The sequence below is a fragment of the Nonomuraea sp. NPDC049637 genome (genome assembly GCF_040675235.1).
GTDB lineage: Bacteria > Actinomycetota > Actinomycetes > Streptosporangiales > Streptosporangiaceae > Nonomuraea.
Genome location: NZ_JBFAOM010000019.1, coordinates 66,394 through 87,801, shown reverse-complemented (window position 1 = coordinate 87,801; position 21,408 = coordinate 66,394). Strand labels below are relative to the sequence as shown.

The window sequence follows — 21,408 nt, the reverse complement described above, 5'->3', positions numbered from 1 at the left end:
GAGCCCGGCGGGCCGTGGCCGGGGACATGGGGAACCCTTGCCGGAACCGTTCAGGACGCGGGCGGCGGGCCGTCCCCGTCCTTGGCGCACGCCGGCGCGTCCGCCTCCGCCCCGCCCTCGCCGCCCTCGCTGCCGCCCTCGCTGCCGCCCTCGTCGCCGCTCTCGTCGCCGCTCTCGTCGCCGCCGGGGCCCCGTGGGACGCCCAGTTCGACGCAGCAGTGGCCCGGCCGCGGGATCAGGGTGGCCTGGACGGCCGGCGCGTCGAGGCCGTCGAGGAAGCCGGCCAGGAACGCGTGGTTGATGCCGCAGACCAGCTCGGGGGCCTTGGCGGCCAGGGGGTGGAAGGGGCAGTTGCGCAGCCGGACCAGGGTCGGGCTGTCGCGGCTGGGCTCGAAACCGTGGCGTTCCAGGACGTGCTGGGCGCAGGTCAGGGCGCGCTCGGGGCCGAGCCGGGCGCCGCGCAGCCCGCCGCGTTCGGTGTGGCCGAGGTCGTGGCCGCGCTCGCGGGCCAGGCGGCGGGCCGCCTGGCCGGCGCTCTCGCCGGGCGTCTCGGCCAGCACGGCGTCGAGCAGGATGCCGGCGAGCAGGACTGGTTCGCGCTGGGGGATGCTGACCTGGACGTCGAGGTCGGAGGGTTCGTACACCTTGGGGGCGCGGCCGACGCGGCGCAGCCCGCCCGGCTGTTCGTAGCGCGTGGCCAGCAGCCCGGCGTCCACCAGTTTGTCCAGGTGGAAGGCGGCGAGCTTGCGGGAGATCCCGACACTCTGGGCCGCCTCGTCGCGGGTGACGGCCCGCCCGGCGCGGCGGATGAACTCGTACATGCTGCGGCGCAGGTCGTCGCTGAGCGCGGCGACCGCCGCGAGGTTCGTGGAGTCGGACGTCACGCATCCACCTTAACGCCTAGAAAACTTGTGAATCATCGGAAGCCATGCCTTTGTGCTGGGGAGGTTGACGCCGCCATCGAATATGTCCAAGACTTGTTGGTGAAATAGGAGGTGGGTCATGGACGAGCTGACCGGCCGGGCCAAGCGGCCGGTGACCGCGCTGGCCGGGCCGTACGGGCACCCGGTGCACCCGATCCTGGTGACGGTGCCGATCGGGGCATGGGTGGCCAGTCTGGTCTTCGACGTCGCCTCGCACGTGGTGTCGCCGGGCGGCTTCCTGGCGCAGGGGTCGGTCTGGCTGATCGCCCTCGGCGGCCTCGGCGCGCTGGCCGCCGCCTCCGTCGGGTTCCTGGACCTGTTCGCCATCCCACCCCGTACGCCCGCATTCCGTACCGGCCTGGTGCACATGGCGCTCAACCTGGCGGTCACCGCCGGGTACGCGGCCGGGTTCGCCTGGCGGCTGGGCGGCGGCCCGCCGGGGCCCGTGCCGGCGGGGCAGATCGTGTTGTCGGCGGTGTGCCTGGCCGTGCTCGCGGTGTCGGGCCACCTGGGCGGCAAGCTCGCCTTCCGCTACGGCGTCCGGGTCGCCGGCGAGGACACCCAGGCCGAGGGGTTCACCACCACCCCGCCACGGTGAGGCGCCCCCTTCGGACACCCGCCTATTGACATACGAACGGCTCATCCTGGAAAGAAGGAAGATCGTGGAGATCGCGGCACTGATCACCTGGCTCGTCACCGCCGTCGGCGGCTTCTACATGCTCGGCACCTGGATCGCCCGCGGCGGCGTGGCCCAGCAGAAGGCCGGCGAGTCCCGGCTGCCCGCCCCGGTGCTCTTCGGGCACTTCCTGCTCGCCGCGGCGGGCCTGGTCGTGTGGATCATCTACCTGTTCGCCGACGCCCATGGGCTGGCCTGGCTCGCGTTCGCGCTGCTCGTGCCGGTCGCACTGCTCGGGTTCGTCATGCTCGCGCGGTGGATCCCCGTCCATCGGGCGCGCGTCGCCCGGCTCGGCTCCGGCCCGGCGGCGGCCGGCGCGCCGGTTCCGGCCGAACGGCACTTCCCCGTCGCGGTCGTGGCGGGGCACGGGCTGTTCGCGGTCGTGACCGTCGTCCTGGTGCTGCTCACCGCGCTCGGCGTGGGCGGGAGCTGACGTGCGCCGCGATCACCACGCCCTTCGTCCAGGAACAGGAAGAGGAGATCCGACATGCCTGCACCCGCGACCATCGTGATCGCCGGCGGCGGCCTCGCCGCCGCCAAGGCCGCAGAGGCTCTGCGCGGCGAGGGCTTCGACGGCCGGCTCGTGCTGGTCGGCAGGGAGACGCACCTGCCGTACGAGCGGCCGCCGCTGTCCAAGGACTACCTCCAGGGCACCGGCGAACGCGACAAGATCTTCGTCCACGACCGTTCCTGGTACGCCGAGCACGACGTCGAGCTGCGGCTGGGCGTCGAGGTCACCGGCATCGACCCGGCCGCCCATCGGGTCACGCTCAGCGACGGCGAGCAGCTCGGCTACGACCGGCTGCTGCTGGCCACCGGCTCCCGGCCGCGCCGCCCTGACCTCCCCGGGGCCGACCGGCCCGAGGTGCTGTACCTGCGTACCGTCGACGACAGCGAACGCCTGCGCGCCACCCTGGCCGGCGCCGGCCGCGTCGCGATCCTCGGGGCCGGCTGGATCGGCCTGGAGGTGGCCGCCGCCGCCCGCGCCGCGGGGGCCGAGGTCACCGTGATCGAGACGGCGTCCGCGCCGCTGCTGCGCGTGCTGGGACCGCACGTGGCCGGGGTGTTCACCGCGCTGCACCGCGAGCACGGCGTGACCTTCCTCTTCGACGCCCGTCCCGCCGAGATCACCGGCTCAGGGGTGCTGCTCGAAGGCGGCGCCCACGTCGAGGCGGACGTCGTCGTGGCCGGCGTCGGCGCCGAACCGGACACCGACCTCGCGCGGGCCGCCGGGCTGACCGTCGAGGACGGCGTCAAGGTGGGGGCCGACCTGCGCACCTCCGACCCCGACATCTTCGCGGCCGGCGACGTCGCCAACGCCTACCATCCGCTGCTGGGCCGGCACGTCCGGGTCGAGCACTGGGCGAACGCGCTCAACCAGCCCGCCGTCGCCGCCCGCGCGATGCTCGGCCGGTCCGGCGAATACGACAACCTGCCCTACTTCTTTACCGACCAGTACGACCTGGGCATGGAGTACGCCGGCCACGTCCCGCCCGGCCGCACGCCCGACGTCGTGGTCCGCGGCGACCTGGACGCCCGCGAGTTCATCGCCTTCTGGCTGGACGAGCAGGACAGGGTGCTGGCCGCGATGAACGTCAACATCTGGGACGTCACCGACCACACCCAGGCACTCATCCGGTCCCGCAAGCCCGTGGACCGCGCCGCGCTCGCCGACCCCGGCACCCCGCTCGACCAGCTCCTGCCCTCCTGACGCCGCAAGCGGCACGGGACGGCCCGTCCCGTGCCGCTCCCGGAGGAGGGTCAGCGCACGACGCGGCAGACCAGGGCGTCGGAGGCGCCGCGCAGCGCGGACATCACCACGTCCGTGGTGAGGAACTTGCAGGCCAGGTACGGGTCGCCCGAGCCCGCGTACGTCATCGGGCCGGGGCCGCCGGTGTAGCAGCGCAGGCCGCCGGACTCGTAGAAGCCGATCCACGAGGACGAGTTGACCTTGGCGTGACAGTAGTCGCCGATCGAGACCGGCCCGAAGGTCACGTCCACGACGGCCGCGTGGGCGGGCGCGGCGAGGGCGAGCAGGCCGGCGGCGGCGATGGAGAGCAGGGCGAGGCCGCGACGAAGCATGGTTACTCCTTGGGGGGGTGGTGGGCACTCATCCCGGAGTATCCGTTAGGAAACTTTCCTTAGCAATGGGTGCGCGACCGGTTCCGCCGATCGCGGCCTGACCTGCCCGGGGCCGGAGAGCAGGGGCCCGTTCTCCGGCCCCGGACCCGGGTCAGTCCATGATGACGATCTGGCGGAGCACCTCGCCGCCGCGCAGGGCCGCGACGGCGTCGTTCAGGTCGCCGAGCCGGATGCGGGCGCTGATCAGCGACTCCAGGTCGAGCTGTCCCGCCTTGTGGAGCTTGGCGAAGTAGGGGAAGTCGTGCCGCACGTCGGCCTCGCCGTACAGGCTGGACAGCAGTCTCTTGCCCTCGAACAGCAGGCTGAAGGCGGAGATGGAGACCATGTCGTCCACCGCGCCGGCGCCCACCACGATGACGTCGCCGCCCGCCCGGGTGAGCTGCCAGGCGCTCTGGATGGTCGCCGACTTGCCGACGACCTCGAAGCCGTAGTCGAAGCCGCTGCCGCCGGTCAGCTCGTTCAGGGCCTCGGGGACCTGCTCCGGCGTGATCGCGTGCGTCGCGCCGACCTTCCTGGCCAGGGCGTGCTTGGACTCCAGCGGGTCGACGGCGAGGATCGTCCTGGCGCCGGAGACCCGCGCGCCCTGGATGACCGACAGGCCGACGCCGCCGCAGCCGATCACCACGACCGTGGAGCCGGGACGCACCTTGGCGGTGTTGATCGCGGCGCCCACGCCGGTCGTGATGCCGCAGCCGATCAGCGCCGCCGCCTCCCACGACACGTCGTCGTCGATCTTGATCGCGCCCTGCCAGGGCACGATGACCTCCTCGGCCCAGGTGCCGCAGCCCGCCATGCCGAACGCCGTCGCGTTGTCGCCGCCGAAGCGGAAGTTGCCCTTGCTGAAGGACTCGATGACGTACTTCATGCACATGTACGGCTGCCCGCCCACGCACAGGTCGCAGGACTGGCAGGCCGGCCGCCAGCTGATCACGACGTGGTCGCCCGGCGCGACCGACGTGACGTGCTCGCCCACCTCGACCACCTCGCCCGCGCCCTCGTGGCCCGGGATCAGCGGCACCGGCTGCGGAAGCACGCCGGACATGGCCGACAGGTCCGAGTGGCACACGCCCGTGGCTCTGATCCGGACGCGGACATCGGTCGGCCCGACGGGGGCCAGGGTGATGTCGTCGCGGATGTCCAGCTTGTCGTTGCCTACGGCGTGCAGGATCGCGGCGCGCATGGGGTTCCTCCTCCGGCTACGGCTAGTCCTCTAGCGACAGGGCGGCTTTCGGGCAGGACCTGACCGCGCTGCGGACGCGATCCTGCATCTCGGGGGGTGGTTCGGGGAGCAGGATGTGCAGCTGGTCGTCGTCGTCCACCTCGAAGACCTCGGGCGCGAGCCCCATGCACACGGCGTTGGCCTCGCAGACCAGTTCATCGACCTTGACCTTCATGTGAGCCTCCTGTGATCCCATGAGACCACTTTGGTGCGCTCGACGACGTAGGCGATGCGTTTTCTGCCGGTCTGCTCGACGTAGGGGGTCAGCAGGTCGTCCGGCACGCCCGGCGTCATCCTGCGCGCGATCATCATGCCGATGGCGAGCACCCGGTCCCGGTCGTCCACCTGCTCGGCCACGCCGTACACCAGGACGCCGCGGAGCTGGTCGTAGTCGTCGCCCGCCTCGACCAGGCAGCTCACCCGCGGGTCGCGGGCCAGGTTGCGGGCCTTCTGCGCCTTGCCGTACGTCCAGAAGGCGATGCGGCCCTCGTCCAGCCCGTAGAACATGGTCACCAGGTGCGGTGTCCCGTCGGGGTTGATGGTCGCGAGCTGGACCTTGCGCGAACCCTCCAGGAACGCCGTGACCTCGTCGTCGGACATCGCGATGCGAGCGCGCTGATTCACGTGCCAAGTAGAACAGGTTCCAAAGAAGCACGGCAAGAGGTCGCTGGAATGTTGTTCGGTTCGGCTAGGGTGCATGCCTATGACGATGCCGCCGGAGCTGCTGCAGGCAGCGGAGCACGCCAAGGGATTCATGCCGCCGAAGGAGGGGCTGGCCCTGTTCGAGGCGGCCTGCCGCTACGGCGGCCTCGGGCCGCTCTGCGAGATCGGCACCTACTGCGGCAAGTCGGCGATCTACCTCGGCGCGGCGGCCCGGCACACCGGCTCGGTGGTCGTCACCGTCGACCACCACCGGGGCTCGGAGGAGATCCAGCCCGGCTGGGCGCACCACGACCCGGCCCTGATGGACCCGCGCTTCGGGCGGATGGACTCCCTGCCCTTCTTCCGCGCCGCCGTCGCCGCCGCCGGGCTGGAGGAGGAGGTGATCGCCGTCGTCGGGCGGTCCGACCGGGTGGCCGCGTTGTGGAACACGCCGCTCGGCCTGCTCTTCATCGACGGCGGCCACTCCGAGGAGCCGGTGACCCGCGACTACGAGGGCTGGGCGCCGCACGTCATGGAGGGCGGCGCGCTGGTCTTCCACGACATCTATCCCGACCCGGCCGACGGCGGGCAGGCCCCCTACCGGGTCTACCTGCGGGCCCTTGCGTCGGGCGCCTTCCGCGAGGTGTCCGCCGAGGGCTCGCTGCGCGTGCTGGAACGCGTCGGCCAGGGCGTCTAGCGCCGGTGGCGGCGGTTCCACGACCGGCGGGTGTGGGCCTGCCAGCGCTGAAAGTCCTCGTGGGTGTGGGCGTCGTGGCCGAGGGCCAGCAGCGCCTGGTCGGTCCAGGCGGCCGCCTCGTCGGGCGCGGCGTCGGCCAGGATCGGCACGGCCAGCCGCGCGTGGTCCGGCAGCGCCCCCGACCGCAGCCGCGCCGTGACCGCGAAGGCGCAGCCCTGGGCCAGGTGGGCGCGGAAGCCGTCGGCGCCGGCGTGCTCGGTCAGCCACCACAGCTCGTCGCTGTCGGCGCCGCCCGTGTACGTGGCCGCGAACCCCACGCCGCTCCACAGATCGGCCCGCCGGCTCGCCGGGAAGCCCGCGATGCGTGCGCCGACGTCGTCCGGCGAGGCGCAGTCGTGGTACCACAGCAGCCGGCCGAGGCCCTGGTCGAAGACCGCGCAGTGGGCGCGGGTGAGCAGGTCGGGCATGCTCCTGCGGCCCACCATGCGGTCCGCGCGCGACAGGCTCCACTGGAAGCCGAACCCGTCCACGGCCAGCCAGCGCATCAGCGGGTGCGCCCGCCGCGCGCCCCAGACCGGACGCAGCCGCAGCAGCGCGTAGCCGCGTCCGGCGCCGACGTACGCGGCGTGGCGGTGATGCTGGGCGGGGCCGGCCAGTAGCTCGTGAAGGCGCCGGCCCCGGGTCAAGGTGAGCAGGTCGAGCACGGTGCAGGCGGCCGCCGCGCCCTCGTGGCCGAAAGGCCGCTGCTCAGGTGGGAGGTCTTCGATCTTCTCGACTTCCCGCGACATGACCGCGTTGAAGCCGAACACGTACGACTGCTCGGAATCCGCGAAGACCGTCCGGGGAGCGCCGGGGCGCAGCCGGAACCTGCGCCGGCCCAGATCGGACTCCGAAGGATCCTTGGCCAGAAACCTCCGCAGTCCCCTCGCCGGGGACAGTGTCGGCTCGATCCTGACCTGGTCCAAGAACGCTGTTGTGCCCGTGTCGCCCACGCTTCCCCCGAAGACGCCTCCTACGGCCAGACACGAAGCTAGTAACCCCATTGCGCCGTTCACCGGCGGCGCACCGGATGTCCCCGGCAAAGAACCCGCAAAAGCCCTTGCGCCGCCGCCCTGCCGGATCAGCCGGGAGGCGCCGGCCTGAACGACTGACGTTCCACGCACCCGCAGGCCTCCGGGTCGGACACCGACGTGCCCGCGATGTCGCGGAACAGCCCGGAACCGGGGGACAGGCGCTGCAACGCGTCCGCGGCGAGGATGGCCGCGGCCGCGGTGTAGCCGGAGCGCTCGTGCGGGAAGTGCTTGCGGTTGACGAACTGCCAGCCGGTCCAGTACGAGCCGTCCTCGTGGCGCAGGTGCTGCACGTCGGCGAAGAGCGCGGCGGCCCGCGTACGGTCGCCCATGGCGTCCAGGGCCAGCACCAGCTCGCACGTCTCGGCCCCGGTCACCCACGGCTGGTCGGACACGCACCGGATGCCGAGCCCCGGCACCACGAACGTGGACCACTCGCGTTCCAGCAGCTCGACCGCCTGCCGCCCGCGCACCGCGCCGCCCAGCACCGGGTAGTACCAGTCCATCGCGAACCGGCTCTTGTCGGCGAACGCCTCCGGATGCGCCGACAACACGTGGGCCAGCCGGTCGGCGGCCAGCTCCCAGTGCGGCTGCTGGTCGCCCAGGTGGTCGGCGAGCAGCACGCCGCAGCGCAGGCCCTGGTGGATCGAGGCGCACCCGGTCAGCAGCGCGTCCGCCGCCGCCCGGCCGTGGGCGTCCCGCTCCCAGACGATCTCGCCCCGCTCGGTCTGCAGGCCCACCACGTAGTCGAGCGCGGCCTTGACCATGGGCCAGTGGCGCTCGGCGTGCTCGCGGTCGCCGGTGACGAGATGGTGGTGCCAGACGCCCGCGGCGACGTAGGCGGCGTGGTTGGACTCGCCGCCCGCCTCGACGGCCACGCCGTCCAGCAGCTTCATCGGCCAGGAGCCGTCGGGTCGCTGGTGGCGGGCCAGCCACTCCCAGCCGCGCCGCACCGGCTCGGCCAGCCCGGCCACGCACATGCCCATCAGGCACTCGACGTGGTTCCACGCGTCCACGTGCCCCTCGGGCCAGGGCACGCCGCCGTCGTCCTGCTGGATGGCCGCGATGCTGAGGGCCGTGCGGACGACCTCCTCGCGGGAGATCATGGCTTCTTGACGTAGAGGACCACGCTCTTGCCGATCAGCGGGTTGAGCAGCGCCTCGGCGATCCTGGTGGCGGCCGGGCGCTTCATGATGTCCCACACCAGCAGCTCGTGGTACGCCTTGGCGACCGGATGGTCGTCGTTGTTGACGCCCACCGCGCACTTGATCCACCAGTAGGGCGCGTGCAGGCCGTGGGCGTGGTGGTGCGGGCCGATCTCGAAGCCGACGGACTTGAGCTTGGCCGACAGCTCGGCCAGCGTGTAGATGCGCACGTGGCCGCCGGGGGCGGTGTGGTAGTCCTCGTCCAGGGCCCAGCAGATGCGCTCGGGCAGGAAGCTCGGCACGGTGATCGCCGCGGTGCCGCCCGGCTTGAGCACGCGGAAGATCTCCCGCATGGCGGTCATGTCGTCGGGGATGTGCTCCAGCACCTCGGCGGCGATGACCCGGTCGAAGCCGCCGTCCTCGAACGGCATGTCCAGCGCCGTGCCCTGGACGGTCTCGCCGGTCGCGCCCAGCGGCACCTCGCCCGCCTTGTCCATCGCCACGAACATGGCCGCCACGTTGTCCAGCTCGGCCTGGTCCATGTCGAAGGCGACGACGTCGGCGCCCTGGCGCAGCACCTCGAAGGCGTGCCTGCCGCCGCCGCAGCCCAGGTCGAGCACGCGCACGCCGGGGCCCACGGGGAGCCGGTCGAAGTCCACGGTCAGCACTTTGTCGCTTCTCCTTGATCAGCTCTTGGGGGCTTTTCGTTCGGGGGTCAGCGGCGGGCCTTGTGCGCCGCCATCGCCTCGCGGTACGCCTCGACCGTCCGCTTGGCGACGACGTGCCAGGTGTAGCGCTCCATGACCCGGTCGTAGCCGGCCTTGCCCACCCGCTCGCGCTCCTCGGGGGAGTCGTGCAGGCGGCGCAGCACGGCCGCCAGCTCCTCGGCGTCGCCCGGCGCCACCTGGACGGCCGCGTCGCCCACGACCTCGGGCAGCGCGCCCGTCCGGCTGGCCACCAGGGGCGTGCCGCAGGCCATGTGCTCGACGGCGGGCAGCGAGAAGCCCTCGTACAGCGAGGGGACCACGGAGATCTCGGAGGTGGCGATCAGCTCGCCCAGCTCGTCGTCGGAGATGCCGTGCACGAAGCGCACCCGGTCCTGCAGCGACAGCTCCTGCACGAGCCGCTCGGTCGGGCCGCCCGGGGTCGGCTTGCTGACCACGGTCAGGTTCACGTCGCGTTCCGTGGCGAGCTTGGCGACCGCGCGCAGCAGCGTGGCCACGCCCTTCATCGGCGAGTCCGCGCTGGCCACCGCGACGATCGAGCCCTTGCGGCGGGGCTTGTCCGGGCGCGGGTGGAAGTAGCGGGTGTCCACGCCGAGCGGGATCAGCCGCATGTTGGCCTGCGGGACGTTGAAGTCCCGGTGGATGTCGGCCAGCGACGACTCGCTGACCGTGAGGATCGGGCTGAGCCTGGGCGCGACGCGGGACTGCATCTTCACGAACCCGTACCAGCGGCGCATGGTGAGCTTCTTGTAGCCCGTGGCGGCCTCCAGCTCGATCCGCCGGTCGACGCTGATCGGGTGGTGGATCGTCCCGACCACGGGGAACAGCTTCTGGATGCCGAGCAGGCCGTAGCCGAGGGTCTGGTTGTCCTGGACGACGTCGAAGTCGCCGACGCGCTTCTTCAGCTCGCGGTAGGCGCGCAGGGAGAAGGTGAGCGGCTCGGGGAAGCCGGCCGTCCACATGGTGCCGACCTCCAGGAGGTCGATCCAGTCGCGGTACTCGGCCAGCTTCGGGGTCCTGAACGGGTCCTCGTCCCGGTAGAGGTCGAGGCTGGGCACCTCGCGCAGGACGACGCCCTCGTCCAGCTCGGGGTAGGGCGGTCCGGAGAACACCTCGACGTGGTGGCCGAGCGCGACCAGCTCACGGCTCAGGTGCCGGAGGTAGACGCCCTGCCCGCCGCAGGTGGGCTTGCTGCGATAGGACAGCAGCGCGATCCGCAGCGCCTCGCTCACGGACACCCCTTTCTCCGCCGGTAGGCCCATGTTTTCTGCGGTAAGGCCCCAAGAGGCGGGCGTGTACCGTGAAAGATGACCTTAGTCCGAGAAGGCTACCATTCGGTAGGTCACCTGGAATTGTTCACAACAGTCTCCACAGGCCGTGCGAACTGCGACATTAAGGTAACCGAGCGTGGTTCGGTGGAACAGGTTCTAGTGGGGTTTGGTGCTGCGTCCAGGCGCTTAGCTGTACATTCCCGTCCCAAAGGGACGCGGTGCGGGCCACCGTACCTACGTGATAGTTGGAGGACCCCTTGGCCAGGCGCGCTCTGATCACCGGCATCACCGGCCAGGACGGTTCCTACTTGGCCGAGCACCTGCTCGACCAGGGTTACGAGGTGTGGGGGCTGGCCCGCGGGCAGGCGAACCCGCGCGTCTCGCGCATGCGCAAGCTGCTGGCCGACGTCCAGGTGGTGCGGGGCGACCTGCTGGACCAGGGGTCGCTGATCTCCGCGGTGGAACGCGTTCAGCCGGACGAGGTGTACAACCTGGGGGCGATCTCGTTCGTGCCCATGTCGTGGGAGCAGGCCGAGCTGACCGCCGAGGTGACCGGTATGGGGGTCCTGCGGATGCTTGAGGCCATCCGGGTGTGTTCGGGCGTGTCGCGCGGCGGGGGATCGTCGTCCCCGGGGCAGATTCGCTTCTACCAGGCCTCGTCCTCGGAGATGTTCGGGCAGGTCACCGAGACCCCGCAGAACGAGCGCACCGCCTTCCACCCGCGCTCGCCGTACGGGGTGGCCAAGGCGTACGGGCACTTCCTCACGCAGAACTACCGCGAGTCGTACGGGATGTTCGCGGTGTCGGGCATCCTGTTCAACCACGAGTCGCCCCGGCGCGGCGCGGAGTTCGTGACCAGGAAGGTCACCCTCGGGGTGGCCCGGATCAAGCTCGGCCTGGCCACGGAGCTGCGGCTGGGCAACCTGGAGGCGCGCCGCGACTGGGGCTACGCGGGCGACTACGTCAAGGCGATGCACCTGATGCTCCAGGCCGCCACCCCCGAGGACTACGTGATCGGCACCGGGCGGATGAAGTCGGTGCGGGAGCTGGTGGAGGCCGCCTTCACGGCCGCCGGGCTGGACTGGGAGCGGCACGTGGTGGTCGACCGGACGCTGCACCGCCCGGCGGAGGTGGACCTGCTGTGCGCCGACCCGAAGAAGGCGCGGGCGCAGCTCGGGTGGGAGCCGCGGGTGTCGTTCGACGAGCTGGTGGCGATGATGGTCGAGAGCGACCTGCGCCTGCTGTCCGCCGGCGGCGACCCCGACCAGGACAGCTCCTGGCCCTAGAGCCGGTTCGGCACCCCTTGGCCCGCCCGGTCCGGTGCGGGCCTTTTCGCTGCTTACGGCCGCTCTTGGCGTGACTCATTGACAAAGAGGATTTTTACGTAAAAGATTGTTTTTGCGATGAGAGACGTCCTGTATCTGGAACAGATCGAGCAGGCCGAAGCGCTGCTCAAGCCGCAACGGGTCGAGGTGCTGAGGCAACTGGCCGAGCCGCGTACGTGCTCGGAGGTCGCCGAACGCCTCGGGCAGACGCCGCAGCGGGTCTACTACCACGTCAAGCGGCTGGTCGAGGCCGGTCTCGTGGAGCTGGTGTCCGAGCGCAAGGTGCGCGGCGTCCACGAGGGCATCTACCAGGCCGGCGCCCGGTCGTACTGGTTGTCGCCGCGGCTGGTCGGCCGGATCGGGCTGCGCAAGGCGCGCGACGAGCTGAGCCTGGGCTACCTGCTCGACCTCATGGAGGAGGTCCAGGCCGACATCGCCGCGCTCGACCGGGACGCGCCCGAGCTGCCGTCCATCGGCCTGTCCGGAGAGATCCACGTGCGTCCGGAGAGCCGCCAGCAGTTCCTGAACGACCTGCAGGGCATGCTGCAGGAGCTTTTCACTCGTTACGGCGGCGCTGAGGGTGACGCCTTCAAGCTCGCCGTCGCCTGTTACCCCAAGGGAGAAGAGCATGAGTGAGCCGATGATCGCCAAGGTCCGCGTCCAGGCGCCGGTCAAGGAGGTGTGGCAGGCGCTGACCGATCCGGCCGCGGCCCGGGTCTGGCTGGCCGAGCACGTCGAGGTGGACCTGCCGGACCGGTTCGCGTTCTGGGGCCGTACGACGCCCGAGGGCGACGCGCCGCACCAGCGGGTGTTGTCGGCCGACGAGCGCGGCGTGCGGTTCGCCTGGCTGCTGGACGGCGTCGAGACGACCGCCGAGCTCGCGGTCGAGGAGGACGGCGAGTCGGCGACGATCGTCTCGGTGACGCAGTCGCACTTCGACTTCCAGGACGTCGTCACCGGCGCCAGCATCCGGGGCGTGCTGCAGACGTACTGGTTCCAGGTGCTGGCCGGCCTGGCCGAGCACGTCGAGGGCCGCCCGCTCACGCCGCGCGCCGACTTCACCGCGCGCGAGCTGCGCGCCGAGGTCACCATCGACGCGGCGCCCGCCCAGGTCTTCGAGTCGCTGGTCGACTCGGAGACGGTGACCAAGTGGTTCGGGATGCCGATCGAGATCGAGCCGTACGTCGGCGGCCGGTTCGCCATGGGCGGCTTCGCGAACGACCCGTCGCCGGCCAAGGTGCTGGAGCTGGAGCCGGAGCGCCGGTTCTCCGTCGACTGGGGCGGCGCCGGGGTGAGCTCCTGGGAGCTCGCCGGGTCCGCCGGCCGGACGCGGCTGACGCTCGTGCAGAGCGGCTTCGACGCCGAGCGCCCGCCGTACGCGGCCTGGGGCGGGATGTTGTCCGGGGTGGCGGAGCTGCGGCGTTTCCACGAGGTGCCGGACTGGCGTCCGATGTGGGTGGCCTGACCGCGCCGGGTCAGCCTGGTCTGTCCTGCTCGCCGTCCGGCAGGTGGGCGAGGACGGTCTCGGCGATCGTGGCGAGCACCTCGATCTGCTCCCGCGAGAGCAGGTCGATGAAGTGCCTGCGCACCGACGCCACATGGGCGGGCGCCGCCTCCTGGATGGCCCGCAACCCGCCGTCGGTCAGCACGACCACGGCTCCGCGCGCGTCCCCCTCGAAGCCCTCGCGGGTGACCAGCCCCCGCTGCTCCATCCGCGAGATGTGCCGGGAGAGGCGGCTCTTCGACCAGAGCATGCGGTCGGCCAGCGCGGTGAGCCGCCACCGGTGGCCGGGCGTGGAGGTCAGCGCCGACAGGACGTCGTAGTCGGGGGCCGACAGCCCCGAGTCGCTCGCGAGGTCGCGGCTGACCTGGGCGTCGAGCAGCAGGCGCATCCTGCGATAGCCGATCCAGGCCCGGAACTCGGCGTCGTCCAGCCAGTTGGGCTCCATGACCCGGCAGTTTAGTTGACGTGTAACCGACCTCCGTTCTAGGTTTACATGTAAACCAAACCGGAGGGGGTCAGGTCGTGTTCGGACTGGGCATGTCGACGTCGGCGGCGCCGGGGGCCGATCCCGTGGGCGACGCCCGCGCGGCCGAGGAGCTGGGCTTCGACTTCGTCTCGGCCTCGGACCACCCGTGCGGCGTCGAGCCCACGTACGAGCTGTGGACGATGCTGACCTGGGTGGCCGCCGCCACCTCGCGGATCAGGGTGGCGACGCGGGTGCTGGGGGTGCCGTACCGGCCGCCCGCGATGGTCGCCAAGATGGCCGAGACGCTGCACCGGCTCTCCGGCGGCCGGCTGATCCTCGGCCTCGGCGGCGGCTACTCCGACGAGGAGTTCCGCGCGTTCGGGCTGGGGGTGCCCACGCCCCGCGAGAAGGTGGACGGCATGGTCGAGGCCGTTCACGTCATCCGCGGCCTGTGGTCGCAGTCGGACTTCAGCTACGAAGGCTCCCGCTACCGCACCGATCGGGCCACCATCGAGCCCAAGCCCCTCAGCCCCATCCCGATCTGGCTGGGCACGTACGGGCCGCGCGCCCTCGACGCCACCGGCCGGCTGGCGGACGGCTGGATCCCGTCCCTGGGGTTCGCGCCGCCGGAGCGGGCGGCGGCCATGCGCGACCGGATCCTGTCGGCCGGTCGCGCCGTCGAGTGCGTCTACAACGTCACCTTCCGGATCGGCGCCCCCGCCGAGATCGACGGTGTGGGCGCCGGTGTGGGTGACGGCGTGGTCGCCGGTTCGGCGGCCGAGGTGACCGAGCGCCTGGCGGCGTTCGTGGACCTGGGGTTCACGTCGATGAACTTCACGCCCCTCGGCCCCGGTCCGCGCGCCCAGGCCGAACGCCTGGCCGAGCACGTCCTGCCCGCCCTGCGCGCGCGAGCCTCCTGACCGGCGAGCGGCCTGCCGGGTGACCGCCGCCTGGACCGACGGGCCGCCGCGCTGAGCCGGGGATCACCGGTTGTCCACAGAACGCGGTTCGGCGCCGCGGGGGCCGGGGTGAGGCCGTCAGCCTGGACCCCGTGAACGCCGCACTCTCGCTGCTCGCCCGCGCCGAGCGCATCACCCGGTCCTGCCGGCAGGCCGTCGTCTGCCGGCAGACGGCCGCACACGTCTGGGGCCTGAGCGTGCTCTCCGTCCCCGAGGCCGACTGGCCGGTGGAGGTGATCGCCCCCGCTCACCTGGCGATTCCCGGCTGCGTCACGTACGTGGGCGAACCGCCCGCCGACGACGTCACCGGCCACCGGGGCGTCCGGCTCACCACCATGGCGGCGCGCGGCCCTCGACTGCGCCCGGTCGTTGCCGCGTCCTGAGGCGGTGGCGGCGCTCGACCAGTTCGCCCGGCGGGGCGTCGACATGGAGGCGCTGTGGCGTCGTCCGCTCAACTCCTGGCGGCTGCGCGACACGCTCAGCCTGGCCGACGCGGGCGCCGCCTCGCCCCGGGAGAGCTGGCTGCGGGTCGTCCTCGTCGACGACGGCCTTCCCAGGCCCGCCACGCAGCTCGCCGTTCCCCTGGGCGGCGGCCGGCGCGCCTACCTCGACCTGGGATGGGAGCCCTACCAGGTGGGGGTCGAGTACGACGGCCGGGAGCACCACACCTCGCCGGCGGACCGGCGGCGTGACGCGGCCCGCCGCGAGGAGCTGCGGCGGCTGGGCTGGCGGGTGATCGCCGTACGCCGCGACGTCATCCCCCTCCAGATCGCCGGCCTGCTCCGGCACGTCGCCGACGCGTTGATCGAGCGCGGCTGGGAACCCGGCCCGGAGGGCACGGTCCGCGTCCTCCGCCAGATCAGGGCGGCCCGCCGCGGAACCGCTCGCCACCCCCGGCGCCGGCGGTTCTCGTGAGGGCGTCCCCGGCGGCTCGGAGCGCTTCGCCCGGGTCAGGCGATCGTGACCGGGAGCTCCTTGATGCCGTTGATGAAGTTCGAGCGCAGGCGGCGGGCCGGGCCGGCCTGGCGGATGCGCGGCCGGCGTCTGGCCAGCTGCTCGAACAGGACACGCAGTTCCAGCTTGGCGAGGTGGTTGCCGAGGCAGAAGTGCGCGCCGCCGCCGCCGAACCCGATGTGCGTGTTGGGGGTGCGTCCGATGTCGAAGACCTCCGGGTCCGGGAAGACGGAGGCGTCCCGGTTGGCGGAGGAGTAGAAGACCACGACCTTGTCGCCGTCCTTGACGGGCTGCCCGCCGAGCATCTGGTCCGCCATCGACGTGCGCCGGAACAGGTTGACCGGCGAGACCCACCGGACGATCTCGTCGGCCGCCGTCCTGGCCAGCGTGGGGTCGGCCACCAGGCGGTCCCACTGGTCGGGGTGGTCGAAGAGGGCGAGCATGCCGCCGGAGGCCGCGTTGCGGGTGGTCTCGTTGCCCGCGACGATCAGCAGCAGGACGAACAGGTCGAACTCGTCCTCGCCGAGGGTTTCGCCCTTGTCGTCGGGCTGGAGGAGCTTGGTGATGATGTCGTCCTTGGGGGCGGCTCTGCGCTGCGCCGCGAGCTCGTTGGCGTAGGCGTAGACCTCCATGGCGGCGCCGGAGCCCTCCTCGGGCGTGGCCGCGTAGTCGGGGTCCTGGGCGCCGATCATGCGGTTCGACCAGGAGAACAACTTGTCGCGGTCGGTCGCGGGAGCGCCGAGCAGCTCGCAGATCACGTACAGGGGGAGGGGGGCGGAGATCTCGGTGACGAAGTCCACCTCGCCCGAGCACTTGTCGAGCAGGTCGTCGCAGATGTCGCGGATGTGCTGTTCGAGGGCGCCGATCGTCCGGGGGGTGAAGCCTCGGTTGACCAGCGAACGCCGTCTGGTGTGCTCGGGCGGGTCCTGGTTGAGCATCATCAGCCGCTGGAGGGCGATCTGGTCCTCGGGCATCTCGTCGAAGAGGGCGAGCTTCTTGGCCGAGGAGAACAGGTCGGAGTGGCGGGAGACGTGCACGACGTCCTCGTAGCGGGTGACCGCCCAGAACCCGGGCTCGCCCTCGTGCCAGTGCACGGGGGAGTTGGCGCGCAGCCAGGCGAGCTGTTCGTGGGGTGGGCCGGAAGTCGCGTAACGGTCCCTGTCGACGAGGTCGATATGCACGCGCGGTCACCTCTTGATCAAGCGCTTGGTTTATTCGTACTGAAACGTGTTCTATTACGCCACTGTACGCCCGTCAAGTAGCCCCACCCCACCACCATCACCCCCCGCCCCGGGCACCGGCTCCCGCCCCCCATAACCCGGCAGCAGACGAAACACCCCGCCGAACAGCGCCGGCCGGTCGGGGGCGCACGGCCTGGCCGGAGAGGGCGGCATGCCCGACGACGCGGGGAGCCTGTGATCCTCCCTGAGGCCCATGACGATTGTCATGCGGGATTCAGACTCCGGGCTGATGTGCCGACCCGGCCTGGTTACCTAGCGTGTTGTTCCATGAACAGAGCCACACATCCCGTCTGGGCGGTGCTGATCACCGTGGCCGCCACGTTCGCGCAGGTCCTCGTCGGCACCATCCCGGTAACCCTGCTGCTGGCCTCGGACCATCCCCTCTACCGGCCGCTCGGCATGATCGGCGTCACGCTGGCCGCGCTCGCGCTGGTCTACCTGATCCGGCGTTTCCTCGGCGGGCAGTCCTGGGCCGGGGTGGGCATGGAACGATCCCGGCGGGCCGTGCCGCAGCTGCTGCTGGGGGTCGTGGCGGGCGCGGTCCCGACGGTGGCCGCCATCCTGTTGTCGCTGGCGTTCGGCGTGACGTCCCTGGCGCCGGGAGAGACGATCCTCGGCGAGCTGGGCCTGGTGCCGTACGGCATCGCGTTCGCCCTGCTCAGCCAGGCGTTTCCGGAGGAGTTACTGTGGCGGGGGCACCTGTTCGACACGTTGTCGGCACGGTTGTCGCCGAGAGCCGTGCTGATCGTGGTGTCGGTGGGGTTCGGCGCGCTGCACATCCTCTCCAACAGCTCGGCCGATTCGCCGGCCGAACGGCTGCTCTACGTGGTGCAGGCCGTCGCACTCGGCTTCGCGTGCGCGGCGGCGCGGGCGCGCACGGGGGCGTTGTGGATGGCCGTCGGCGTGCACCTCGGCCTGCACCTCGGCAACCTGCTACTCCCGACGGAGGCCGTCCACTACGGCGTGCAACTCGTCATCCTGACCTGCACGCTCACCGTCAGCGGGCTGATACTGCTCCGGTACGGCAAGGGAGCGCGAGAGCAGCCGGCATGCCACCCTGGGCCCACCGCTTACGAGCCGGGCCGCTGAAGCCCTTCCGTTCCCCCAGCCGACAGCCGGCTCGCCTACGGGTGCACCTCGTCCGACGACCACGGCACGCATCAGACCCCGCCCGGCCGGACGTGGCCGACCGCCTATCCCCCGTCTCCACGTGCACCGCCCGCCGACCAGCGTCTCTTGGCTCACCCGGTCGGATGCTGGGGGACGTCCATGCCCGAGGCGCCGCTGGAGTCGCCCTGGATCCAGGCGTCTGACGGGCGAGGCGGTCAGGGGCTGGGGATGAGGGCGAGGGGTGGGAGGTACCTCCGATGTTTATGGAGGTTGGCGCGGATCGACGAAGGAGAGGAATCTTCGGAGGTATGGGGGCTGGGGAGGGTGGTTGGGTGGGGTTCGAGGTGTCGTCACTGGGTTACGGATCGGATGTATCCCGTTGCACGCCCTTGACATGCGCCGCCCTGTCGCAGCAGCATCGGAGGCACAGACATCCGATGAATGAGTGAAGGGTGCGGTGTGAAGCTGCTGCGAGTGGGACCTGTCGGACAGGAGCGGCCGGTGGTGATGGACGCCTCCGGCACCCTGCGCGACATCGGGGAGCCCGAGATCGACGGGGCTTTTCTCGCCTCCGGGGGAGTGGCGCGCGTGCGTGACGCGCTGGAGCGCGGCGACCTGCCCGTCGTCGACGCCGCGGGGCTGCGGGTGGGCGCGCCCATCGCCCGTCCGGGCAAGGTGGTCTGCATCGGGCTGAACTACCGCGACCACGCCGCCGAGTCCGGCGCGGAGCCGCCCGCCGAGCCCGTGGTGTTCATGAAGGCCGCCAACACCGTGATCGGCCCGTACGACGAGGTGCTGGTGCCGCGTGGCAGCGTGAAGACCGACTGGGAGGTGGAGCTGGCGGTCGTGATCGGCCGGCGGGCCCGCTACCTCGACAGCCGGGACGAGGCCCTCGACGTGATCGCCGGGTACGCGATCTCCAACGACGTCTCCGAGCGGGAGTTCCAGCTGGAGCGCGGCGGCCAGTGGGACAAGGGCAAGTCGTGCGAGACGTTCAACCCGCTGGGGCCCTGGCTGGTGACGGCCGACGAGGTCGGCGACCCGCAGAGCCTGGGGCTGCGCCTCTGGGTGAACGGCGAGCCGCGCCAGGACGGCGGCACCAAGGACATGATCTTCGACGTGGCCGAGATCGTGCGGTACCTGAGCCGGTTCATGGTGCTCGAACCCGGTGACGTGATCAACACCGGCACCCCGGCCGGGGTCGCGATGGGCATGCCCGGCCAGCCGTACCTGCGGGCGGGCGACGTGATGGAGCTGGAGATCGACGGGCTCGGCCGCCAGCGGCAGACGGTGGGGCAGGCCTGATGGCGTACAGGATCGTCGCGCTGGAGACGCACGACGTGCGTTTCCCCACGTCGCGGGAGCTGGACGGCTCGGACGCGATGAACCCCGACCCCGACTACTCCGCCGCCTACGTGGTGCTGAAGACCGACGACGGGGTCGAGGGGCACGGGTTCGCGTTCACCATCGGACGCGGCAACGACGTGCAGACCGGAGCGATCCGGGCGCTTGAGCCCCATGTGCTCGGCCGGGACGTCGAAGACCTTGGCGCGCTGTACAAGGAGCTGGTCGGCGACTCGCAGCTGCGCTGGCTGGGCCCGGAGAAGGGCGTCATGCACATGGCGATCTCCGCCGTGGTCAACGCCCTGTGGGACCTGAAGGCCAGGCGGGCGGGCAAGCCGGTGTGGCGGCTGCTGTCGGAGATGTCGCCCGAGGAGATCGTCGGGCTGATCGACTTCCGCTACCTGAGCGACGCGCTCACCCAGGACGAAGCCCTCCAGATCCTGAAAAATGCGGAAGAGGGGAAGGAAGAGCGGATCCAGCGGCTCATCGAGACCGGCTACCCCGCCTACACCACCTCCCCCGGCTGGCTCGGCTACGACGACGACAAGCTGCGACGCCTCTGCAAGGAGGCCCTCGACCAGGGCTTCGGCCAGATCAAGCTCAAGGTCGGCGCCGACCTCGACGACGACCTGCGGCGCTTCCGCGTGGCCCGCGAGGTCTGCGGCCCCGACTACCCGATCGCGATCGACGCCAACCAGCGCTGGGACGTCGCCTCGGCCATCGAGTGGGTCGGCGCGCTGAGCCCGTACCGGCCGCACTGGGTGGAGGAGCCGACCAGCCCCGACGACGTGCTCGGCCACGCCGCCATCGCCGAGGGCATCAGGCCGGTCCCGGTCGCCACCGGCGAGCACGTCCAGAACCGCATCGTCTTCAAGCAGCTGCTCCAGGCCGGCGCGATCTCCTACCTGCAGATCGACGCGGCCAGGGTCGGCGGGGTCAACGAGAACCTGGCGATCCTGCTGCTCGCGGCCAAGTTCGGCGTGCCGGTCTGCCCGCACGCGGGCGGTGTCGGGCTGTGCGAGCTGGTGCAGCACCTGTCGATGTTCGACTACGTGGCGATCACCGGCACGATGGACGGCCGCGTGATCGAGTACGTCGACCACCTCCACGAGCACTTCGTGCACCCGGTCGTCATCGTCAACGGCCGCTACACCGCCCCGACGGCCCCCGGCTTCAGCGCCGAGATGCACGCGGCGTCGATCGCCGCCCACACCTTCCCCGACGGCCAGGTATGGAGGGCCACGTCATGACGCTCAAGGCCATCGTGACCGGCGGCGGTTCAGGCATCGGCCTGGCCACGGCCACCCTGCTCGCGGCGCGCGGCATGCAGGTCGCCTGCCTCGACCTCGCCCCGCCCGGCGACCCCTTCGTGGGCATCACGGCGGACGTGGCCGACGACGCGTCCGTGCGCGCGGCGGTGGCCGAGGCCGCGGAACGGCTCGGCGGCATCGACATCGTGGTCAACAACGCGGGCGTCGGCGCCCAGGGCACGGTCGAGGACAATCCGGACGAGGAATGGCGGAAGGTCTTCGAGGTCAACGTGTTCGGCATCGTCCGGGTGAGCCGGGCGGCGCTGCCGTACCTGCGCAGGTCGGCGCACCCGGCCATCGTCAACACCTGCTCGATCGCGGCCACCGCGGGGCTGCCGAACCGGGCGCTCTACAGCGCGACCAAGGGCGCGGTGTTGTCGCTGACCCTCGCCATGGCCGCCGACCACGTCCGCGAGGGCATCCGCGTCAACTGCGTCAACCCGGGCACCGCCGACACCCCGTGGGTGGGGCGGCTGCTCGACTCGGCCGACGATCCGCAGGCCGAACGAGCGGCGCTGAACGCCAGGCAGCCCATGGGCCGCCTGGTCAGCGCCGAGGAGGTCGCCGCCGCGATCGCCTATCTCGCAGGTCCCGAGGCCGCCGCGACCACCGGCACCGCGCTCGCGGTCGACGGCGGCATGCAGGGGCTACGGCTCCGGCCAACCAAATAAGGAAGGTAACCCCC

At 71.5% G+C, this 21,408-nt stretch carries 25 protein-coding genes; 14 read left to right on the top strand and 11 right to left on the bottom strand.

The window, feature by feature from the left end; translation table 11 throughout:
* Nucleotides 1-50 precede the first annotated feature (50 nt).
* Entirely contained in the window at nt 51-884 is an 834-nt protein-coding gene (locus tag AB0J71_RS25675; RefSeq protein WP_364416383.1) for a transcriptional regulator, read from the bottom strand.
* 118 nt (nt 885-1,002) lie between these two features.
* On the opposite strand from AB0J71_RS25675, the gene AB0J71_RS25670 reads away from it, so the two are divergent.
* From AB0J71_RS25670 to AB0J71_RS25660, 3 genes are all read left to right on the top strand, one after another.
* Nucleotides 1,003-1,521, top strand: a complete 519-nt coding sequence (locus AB0J71_RS25670) for a DUF2231 domain-containing protein (RefSeq protein WP_352324004.1) — start codon at nt 1,003-1,005, stop codon at nt 1,519-1,521.
* A 64-nt stretch (nt 1,522-1,585) separates the two neighbouring features.
* Nucleotides 1,586-2,032 (top strand): hypothetical protein, encoded by a 447-nt coding sequence (locus AB0J71_RS25665; RefSeq protein ID WP_364416381.1) that lies wholly within the window; start codon nt 1,586-1,588, stop codon nt 2,030-2,032.
* 54 nt (nt 2,033-2,086) lie between these two features.
* Nucleotides 2,087-3,310, top strand: a complete 1,224-nt coding sequence (locus AB0J71_RS25660; RefSeq protein ID WP_364416379.1) for an FAD-dependent oxidoreductase — start codon at nt 2,087-2,089, stop codon at nt 3,308-3,310.
* A gap of 50 nt (nt 3,311-3,360) precedes the next feature.
* On the opposite strand, the gene AB0J71_RS25655 is transcribed toward AB0J71_RS25660, so the two are convergent.
* The 4 genes from AB0J71_RS25655 to AB0J71_RS25640 form a co-directional block, all read right to left on the bottom strand.
* Nucleotides 3,361-3,681, bottom strand: coding sequence for a hypothetical protein (locus AB0J71_RS25655; RefSeq protein ID WP_352324007.1), 321 nt, complete (start codon nt 3,679-3,681; stop codon nt 3,361-3,363).
* A 151-nt stretch (nt 3,682-3,832) separates the two neighbouring features.
* On the bottom strand, nt 3,833-4,921 hold the full coding sequence (locus AB0J71_RS25650; RefSeq protein WP_352324008.1) for a Zn-dependent alcohol dehydrogenase: 1,089 nt from the start codon (nt 4,919-4,921) through the stop codon (nt 3,833-3,835).
* A gap of 22 nt (nt 4,922-4,943) precedes the next feature.
* Nucleotides 4,944-5,135, bottom strand: a complete 192-nt coding sequence (locus AB0J71_RS25645; protein ID WP_352324009.1) for a ferredoxin — start codon at nt 5,133-5,135, stop codon at nt 4,944-4,946.
* Nucleotides 5,132-5,584, bottom strand: coding sequence for a pyridoxamine 5'-phosphate oxidase family protein (locus tag AB0J71_RS25640; protein ID WP_352324010.1), 453 nt, complete (start codon nt 5,582-5,584; stop codon nt 5,132-5,134). Before AB0J71_RS25640 ends, AB0J71_RS25645 begins: the two co-directional genes overlap by 4 nt.
* A gap of 85 nt (nt 5,585-5,669) precedes the next feature.
* Here AB0J71_RS25640 and AB0J71_RS25635 point away from each other — a divergent pair, with 85 nt between their 5' ends.
* On the top strand, nt 5,670-6,299 hold the full coding sequence (locus AB0J71_RS25635; RefSeq protein WP_352324033.1) for a class I SAM-dependent methyltransferase: 630 nt from the start codon (nt 5,670-5,672) through the stop codon (nt 6,297-6,299).
* Here AB0J71_RS25635 and AB0J71_RS25630 read toward each other — a convergent pair.
* The 4 genes from AB0J71_RS25630 to AB0J71_RS25615 form a co-directional block, all read right to left on the bottom strand.
* Nucleotides 6,296-7,264, bottom strand: a complete 969-nt coding sequence (locus AB0J71_RS25630; RefSeq protein ID WP_352324011.1) for a DUF1702 family protein — start codon at nt 7,262-7,264, stop codon at nt 6,296-6,298. The two genes, AB0J71_RS25635 and AB0J71_RS25630, sit on opposite strands and share 4 nt — an antisense overlap.
* Before the next feature lie 155 nt (nt 7,265-7,419).
* On the bottom strand, nt 7,420-8,475 hold the full coding sequence (locus AB0J71_RS25625; protein WP_352324012.1) for a prenyltransferase: 1,056 nt from the start codon (nt 8,473-8,475) through the stop codon (nt 7,420-7,422).
* On the bottom strand, nt 8,472-9,182 hold the full coding sequence (locus tag AB0J71_RS25620) for a methyltransferase domain-containing protein (protein WP_352324013.1): 711 nt from the start codon (nt 9,180-9,182) through the stop codon (nt 8,472-8,474). The genes AB0J71_RS25625 and AB0J71_RS25620 overlap by 4 nt, the downstream gene beginning before the upstream one ends.
* Before the next feature lie 47 nt (nt 9,183-9,229).
* The gene (locus AB0J71_RS25615; RefSeq protein ID WP_364416377.1) at nt 9,230-10,501 is read right to left on the bottom strand and encodes a glycosyltransferase family 4 protein; all 1,272 of its coding nucleotides are present in this window, start codon (nt 10,499-10,501) and stop codon (nt 9,230-9,232) included.
* 266 nt (nt 10,502-10,767) lie between these two features.
* Between AB0J71_RS25615 and AB0J71_RS25610 the strand changes: the two genes are divergently transcribed.
* From AB0J71_RS25610 to AB0J71_RS25600, 3 genes are all read left to right on the top strand, one after another.
* Nucleotides 10,768-11,796, top strand: coding sequence for a GDP-mannose 4,6-dehydratase (locus tag AB0J71_RS25610; protein ID WP_352324015.1), 1,029 nt, complete (start codon nt 10,768-10,770; stop codon nt 11,794-11,796).
* 117 nt (nt 11,797-11,913) lie between these two features.
* Nucleotides 11,914-12,471, top strand: coding sequence for a helix-turn-helix domain-containing protein (locus AB0J71_RS25605; protein WP_352324016.1), 558 nt, complete (start codon nt 11,914-11,916; stop codon nt 12,469-12,471).
* Entirely contained in the window at nt 12,464-13,300 is an 837-nt protein-coding gene (locus AB0J71_RS25600) for an SRPBCC family protein (RefSeq protein WP_364416375.1), read from the top strand. Before AB0J71_RS25605 ends, AB0J71_RS25600 begins: the two co-directional genes overlap by 8 nt.
* Nucleotides 13,301-13,310: 10 nt before the next feature.
* Here the strand turns inward: AB0J71_RS25600 and AB0J71_RS25595 are convergent, their stop codons facing one another.
* The gene (locus AB0J71_RS25595; RefSeq protein ID WP_364416373.1) at nt 13,311-13,784 is read right to left on the bottom strand and encodes a MarR family winged helix-turn-helix transcriptional regulator; all 474 of its coding nucleotides are present in this window, start codon (nt 13,782-13,784) and stop codon (nt 13,311-13,313) included.
* A 77-nt stretch (nt 13,785-13,861) separates the two neighbouring features.
* On the opposite strand from AB0J71_RS25595, the gene AB0J71_RS25590 reads away from it, so the two are divergent.
* From AB0J71_RS25590 to AB0J71_RS25580, 3 genes are all read left to right on the top strand, one after another.
* The gene (locus AB0J71_RS25590; protein ID WP_352324019.1) at nt 13,862-14,725 is read left to right on the top strand and encodes an LLM class flavin-dependent oxidoreductase; all 864 of its coding nucleotides are present in this window, start codon (nt 13,862-13,864) and stop codon (nt 14,723-14,725) included.
* A gap of 131 nt (nt 14,726-14,856) precedes the next feature.
* Nucleotides 14,857-15,147: a hypothetical protein gene (locus AB0J71_RS25585; protein WP_352324020.1), complete on the top strand. Its 291-nt coding sequence runs from the start codon at nt 14,857-14,859 to the stop codon at nt 15,145-15,147.
* A gap of 4 nt (nt 15,148-15,151) precedes the next feature.
* Nucleotides 15,152-15,679, top strand: a complete 528-nt coding sequence (locus tag AB0J71_RS25580; protein ID WP_364416371.1) for a DUF559 domain-containing protein — start codon at nt 15,152-15,154, stop codon at nt 15,677-15,679.
* A 35-nt stretch (nt 15,680-15,714) separates the two neighbouring features.
* Here AB0J71_RS25580 and AB0J71_RS25575 read toward each other — a convergent pair whose 3' ends face one another.
* Nucleotides 15,715-16,899, bottom strand: coding sequence for a cytochrome P450 (locus AB0J71_RS25575; protein WP_352324022.1), 1,185 nt, complete (start codon nt 16,897-16,899; stop codon nt 15,715-15,717).
* A gap of 327 nt (nt 16,900-17,226) precedes the next feature.
* Here AB0J71_RS25575 and AB0J71_RS25570 point away from each other — a divergent pair, with 327 nt between their 5' ends.
* The 4 genes from AB0J71_RS25570 to AB0J71_RS25555 all read left to right on the top strand — a co-directional run bounded on the left by AB0J71_RS25570 (nt 17,227) and on the right by AB0J71_RS25555 (nt 21,394).
* The gene (locus tag AB0J71_RS25570; RefSeq protein WP_364416369.1) at nt 17,227-18,048 is read left to right on the top strand and encodes a type II CAAX endopeptidase family protein; all 822 of its coding nucleotides are present in this window, start codon (nt 17,227-17,229) and stop codon (nt 18,046-18,048) included.
* 480 nt (nt 18,049-18,528) lie between these two features.
* Entirely contained in the window at nt 18,529-19,374 is an 846-nt protein-coding gene (locus AB0J71_RS25565; RefSeq protein ID WP_352324024.1) for a fumarylacetoacetate hydrolase family protein, read from the top strand.
* Nucleotides 19,374-20,663 (top strand): L-fuconate dehydratase, encoded by a 1,290-nt coding sequence (locus AB0J71_RS25560; RefSeq protein ID WP_352324026.1) that lies wholly within the window; start codon nt 19,374-19,376, stop codon nt 20,661-20,663. The genes AB0J71_RS25565 and AB0J71_RS25560 overlap by 1 nt, the downstream gene beginning before the upstream one ends.
* Nucleotides 20,660-21,394 carry an SDR family oxidoreductase gene (locus AB0J71_RS25555; RefSeq protein WP_364416367.1) on the top strand — a complete coding sequence of 245 codons (735 nt, stop codon included), beginning with the start codon at nt 20,660-20,662 and terminating at the stop codon, nt 21,392-21,394. The genes AB0J71_RS25560 and AB0J71_RS25555 overlap by 4 nt, the downstream gene beginning before the upstream one ends.
* Nucleotides 21,395-21,408 lie beyond the last annotated feature (14 nt).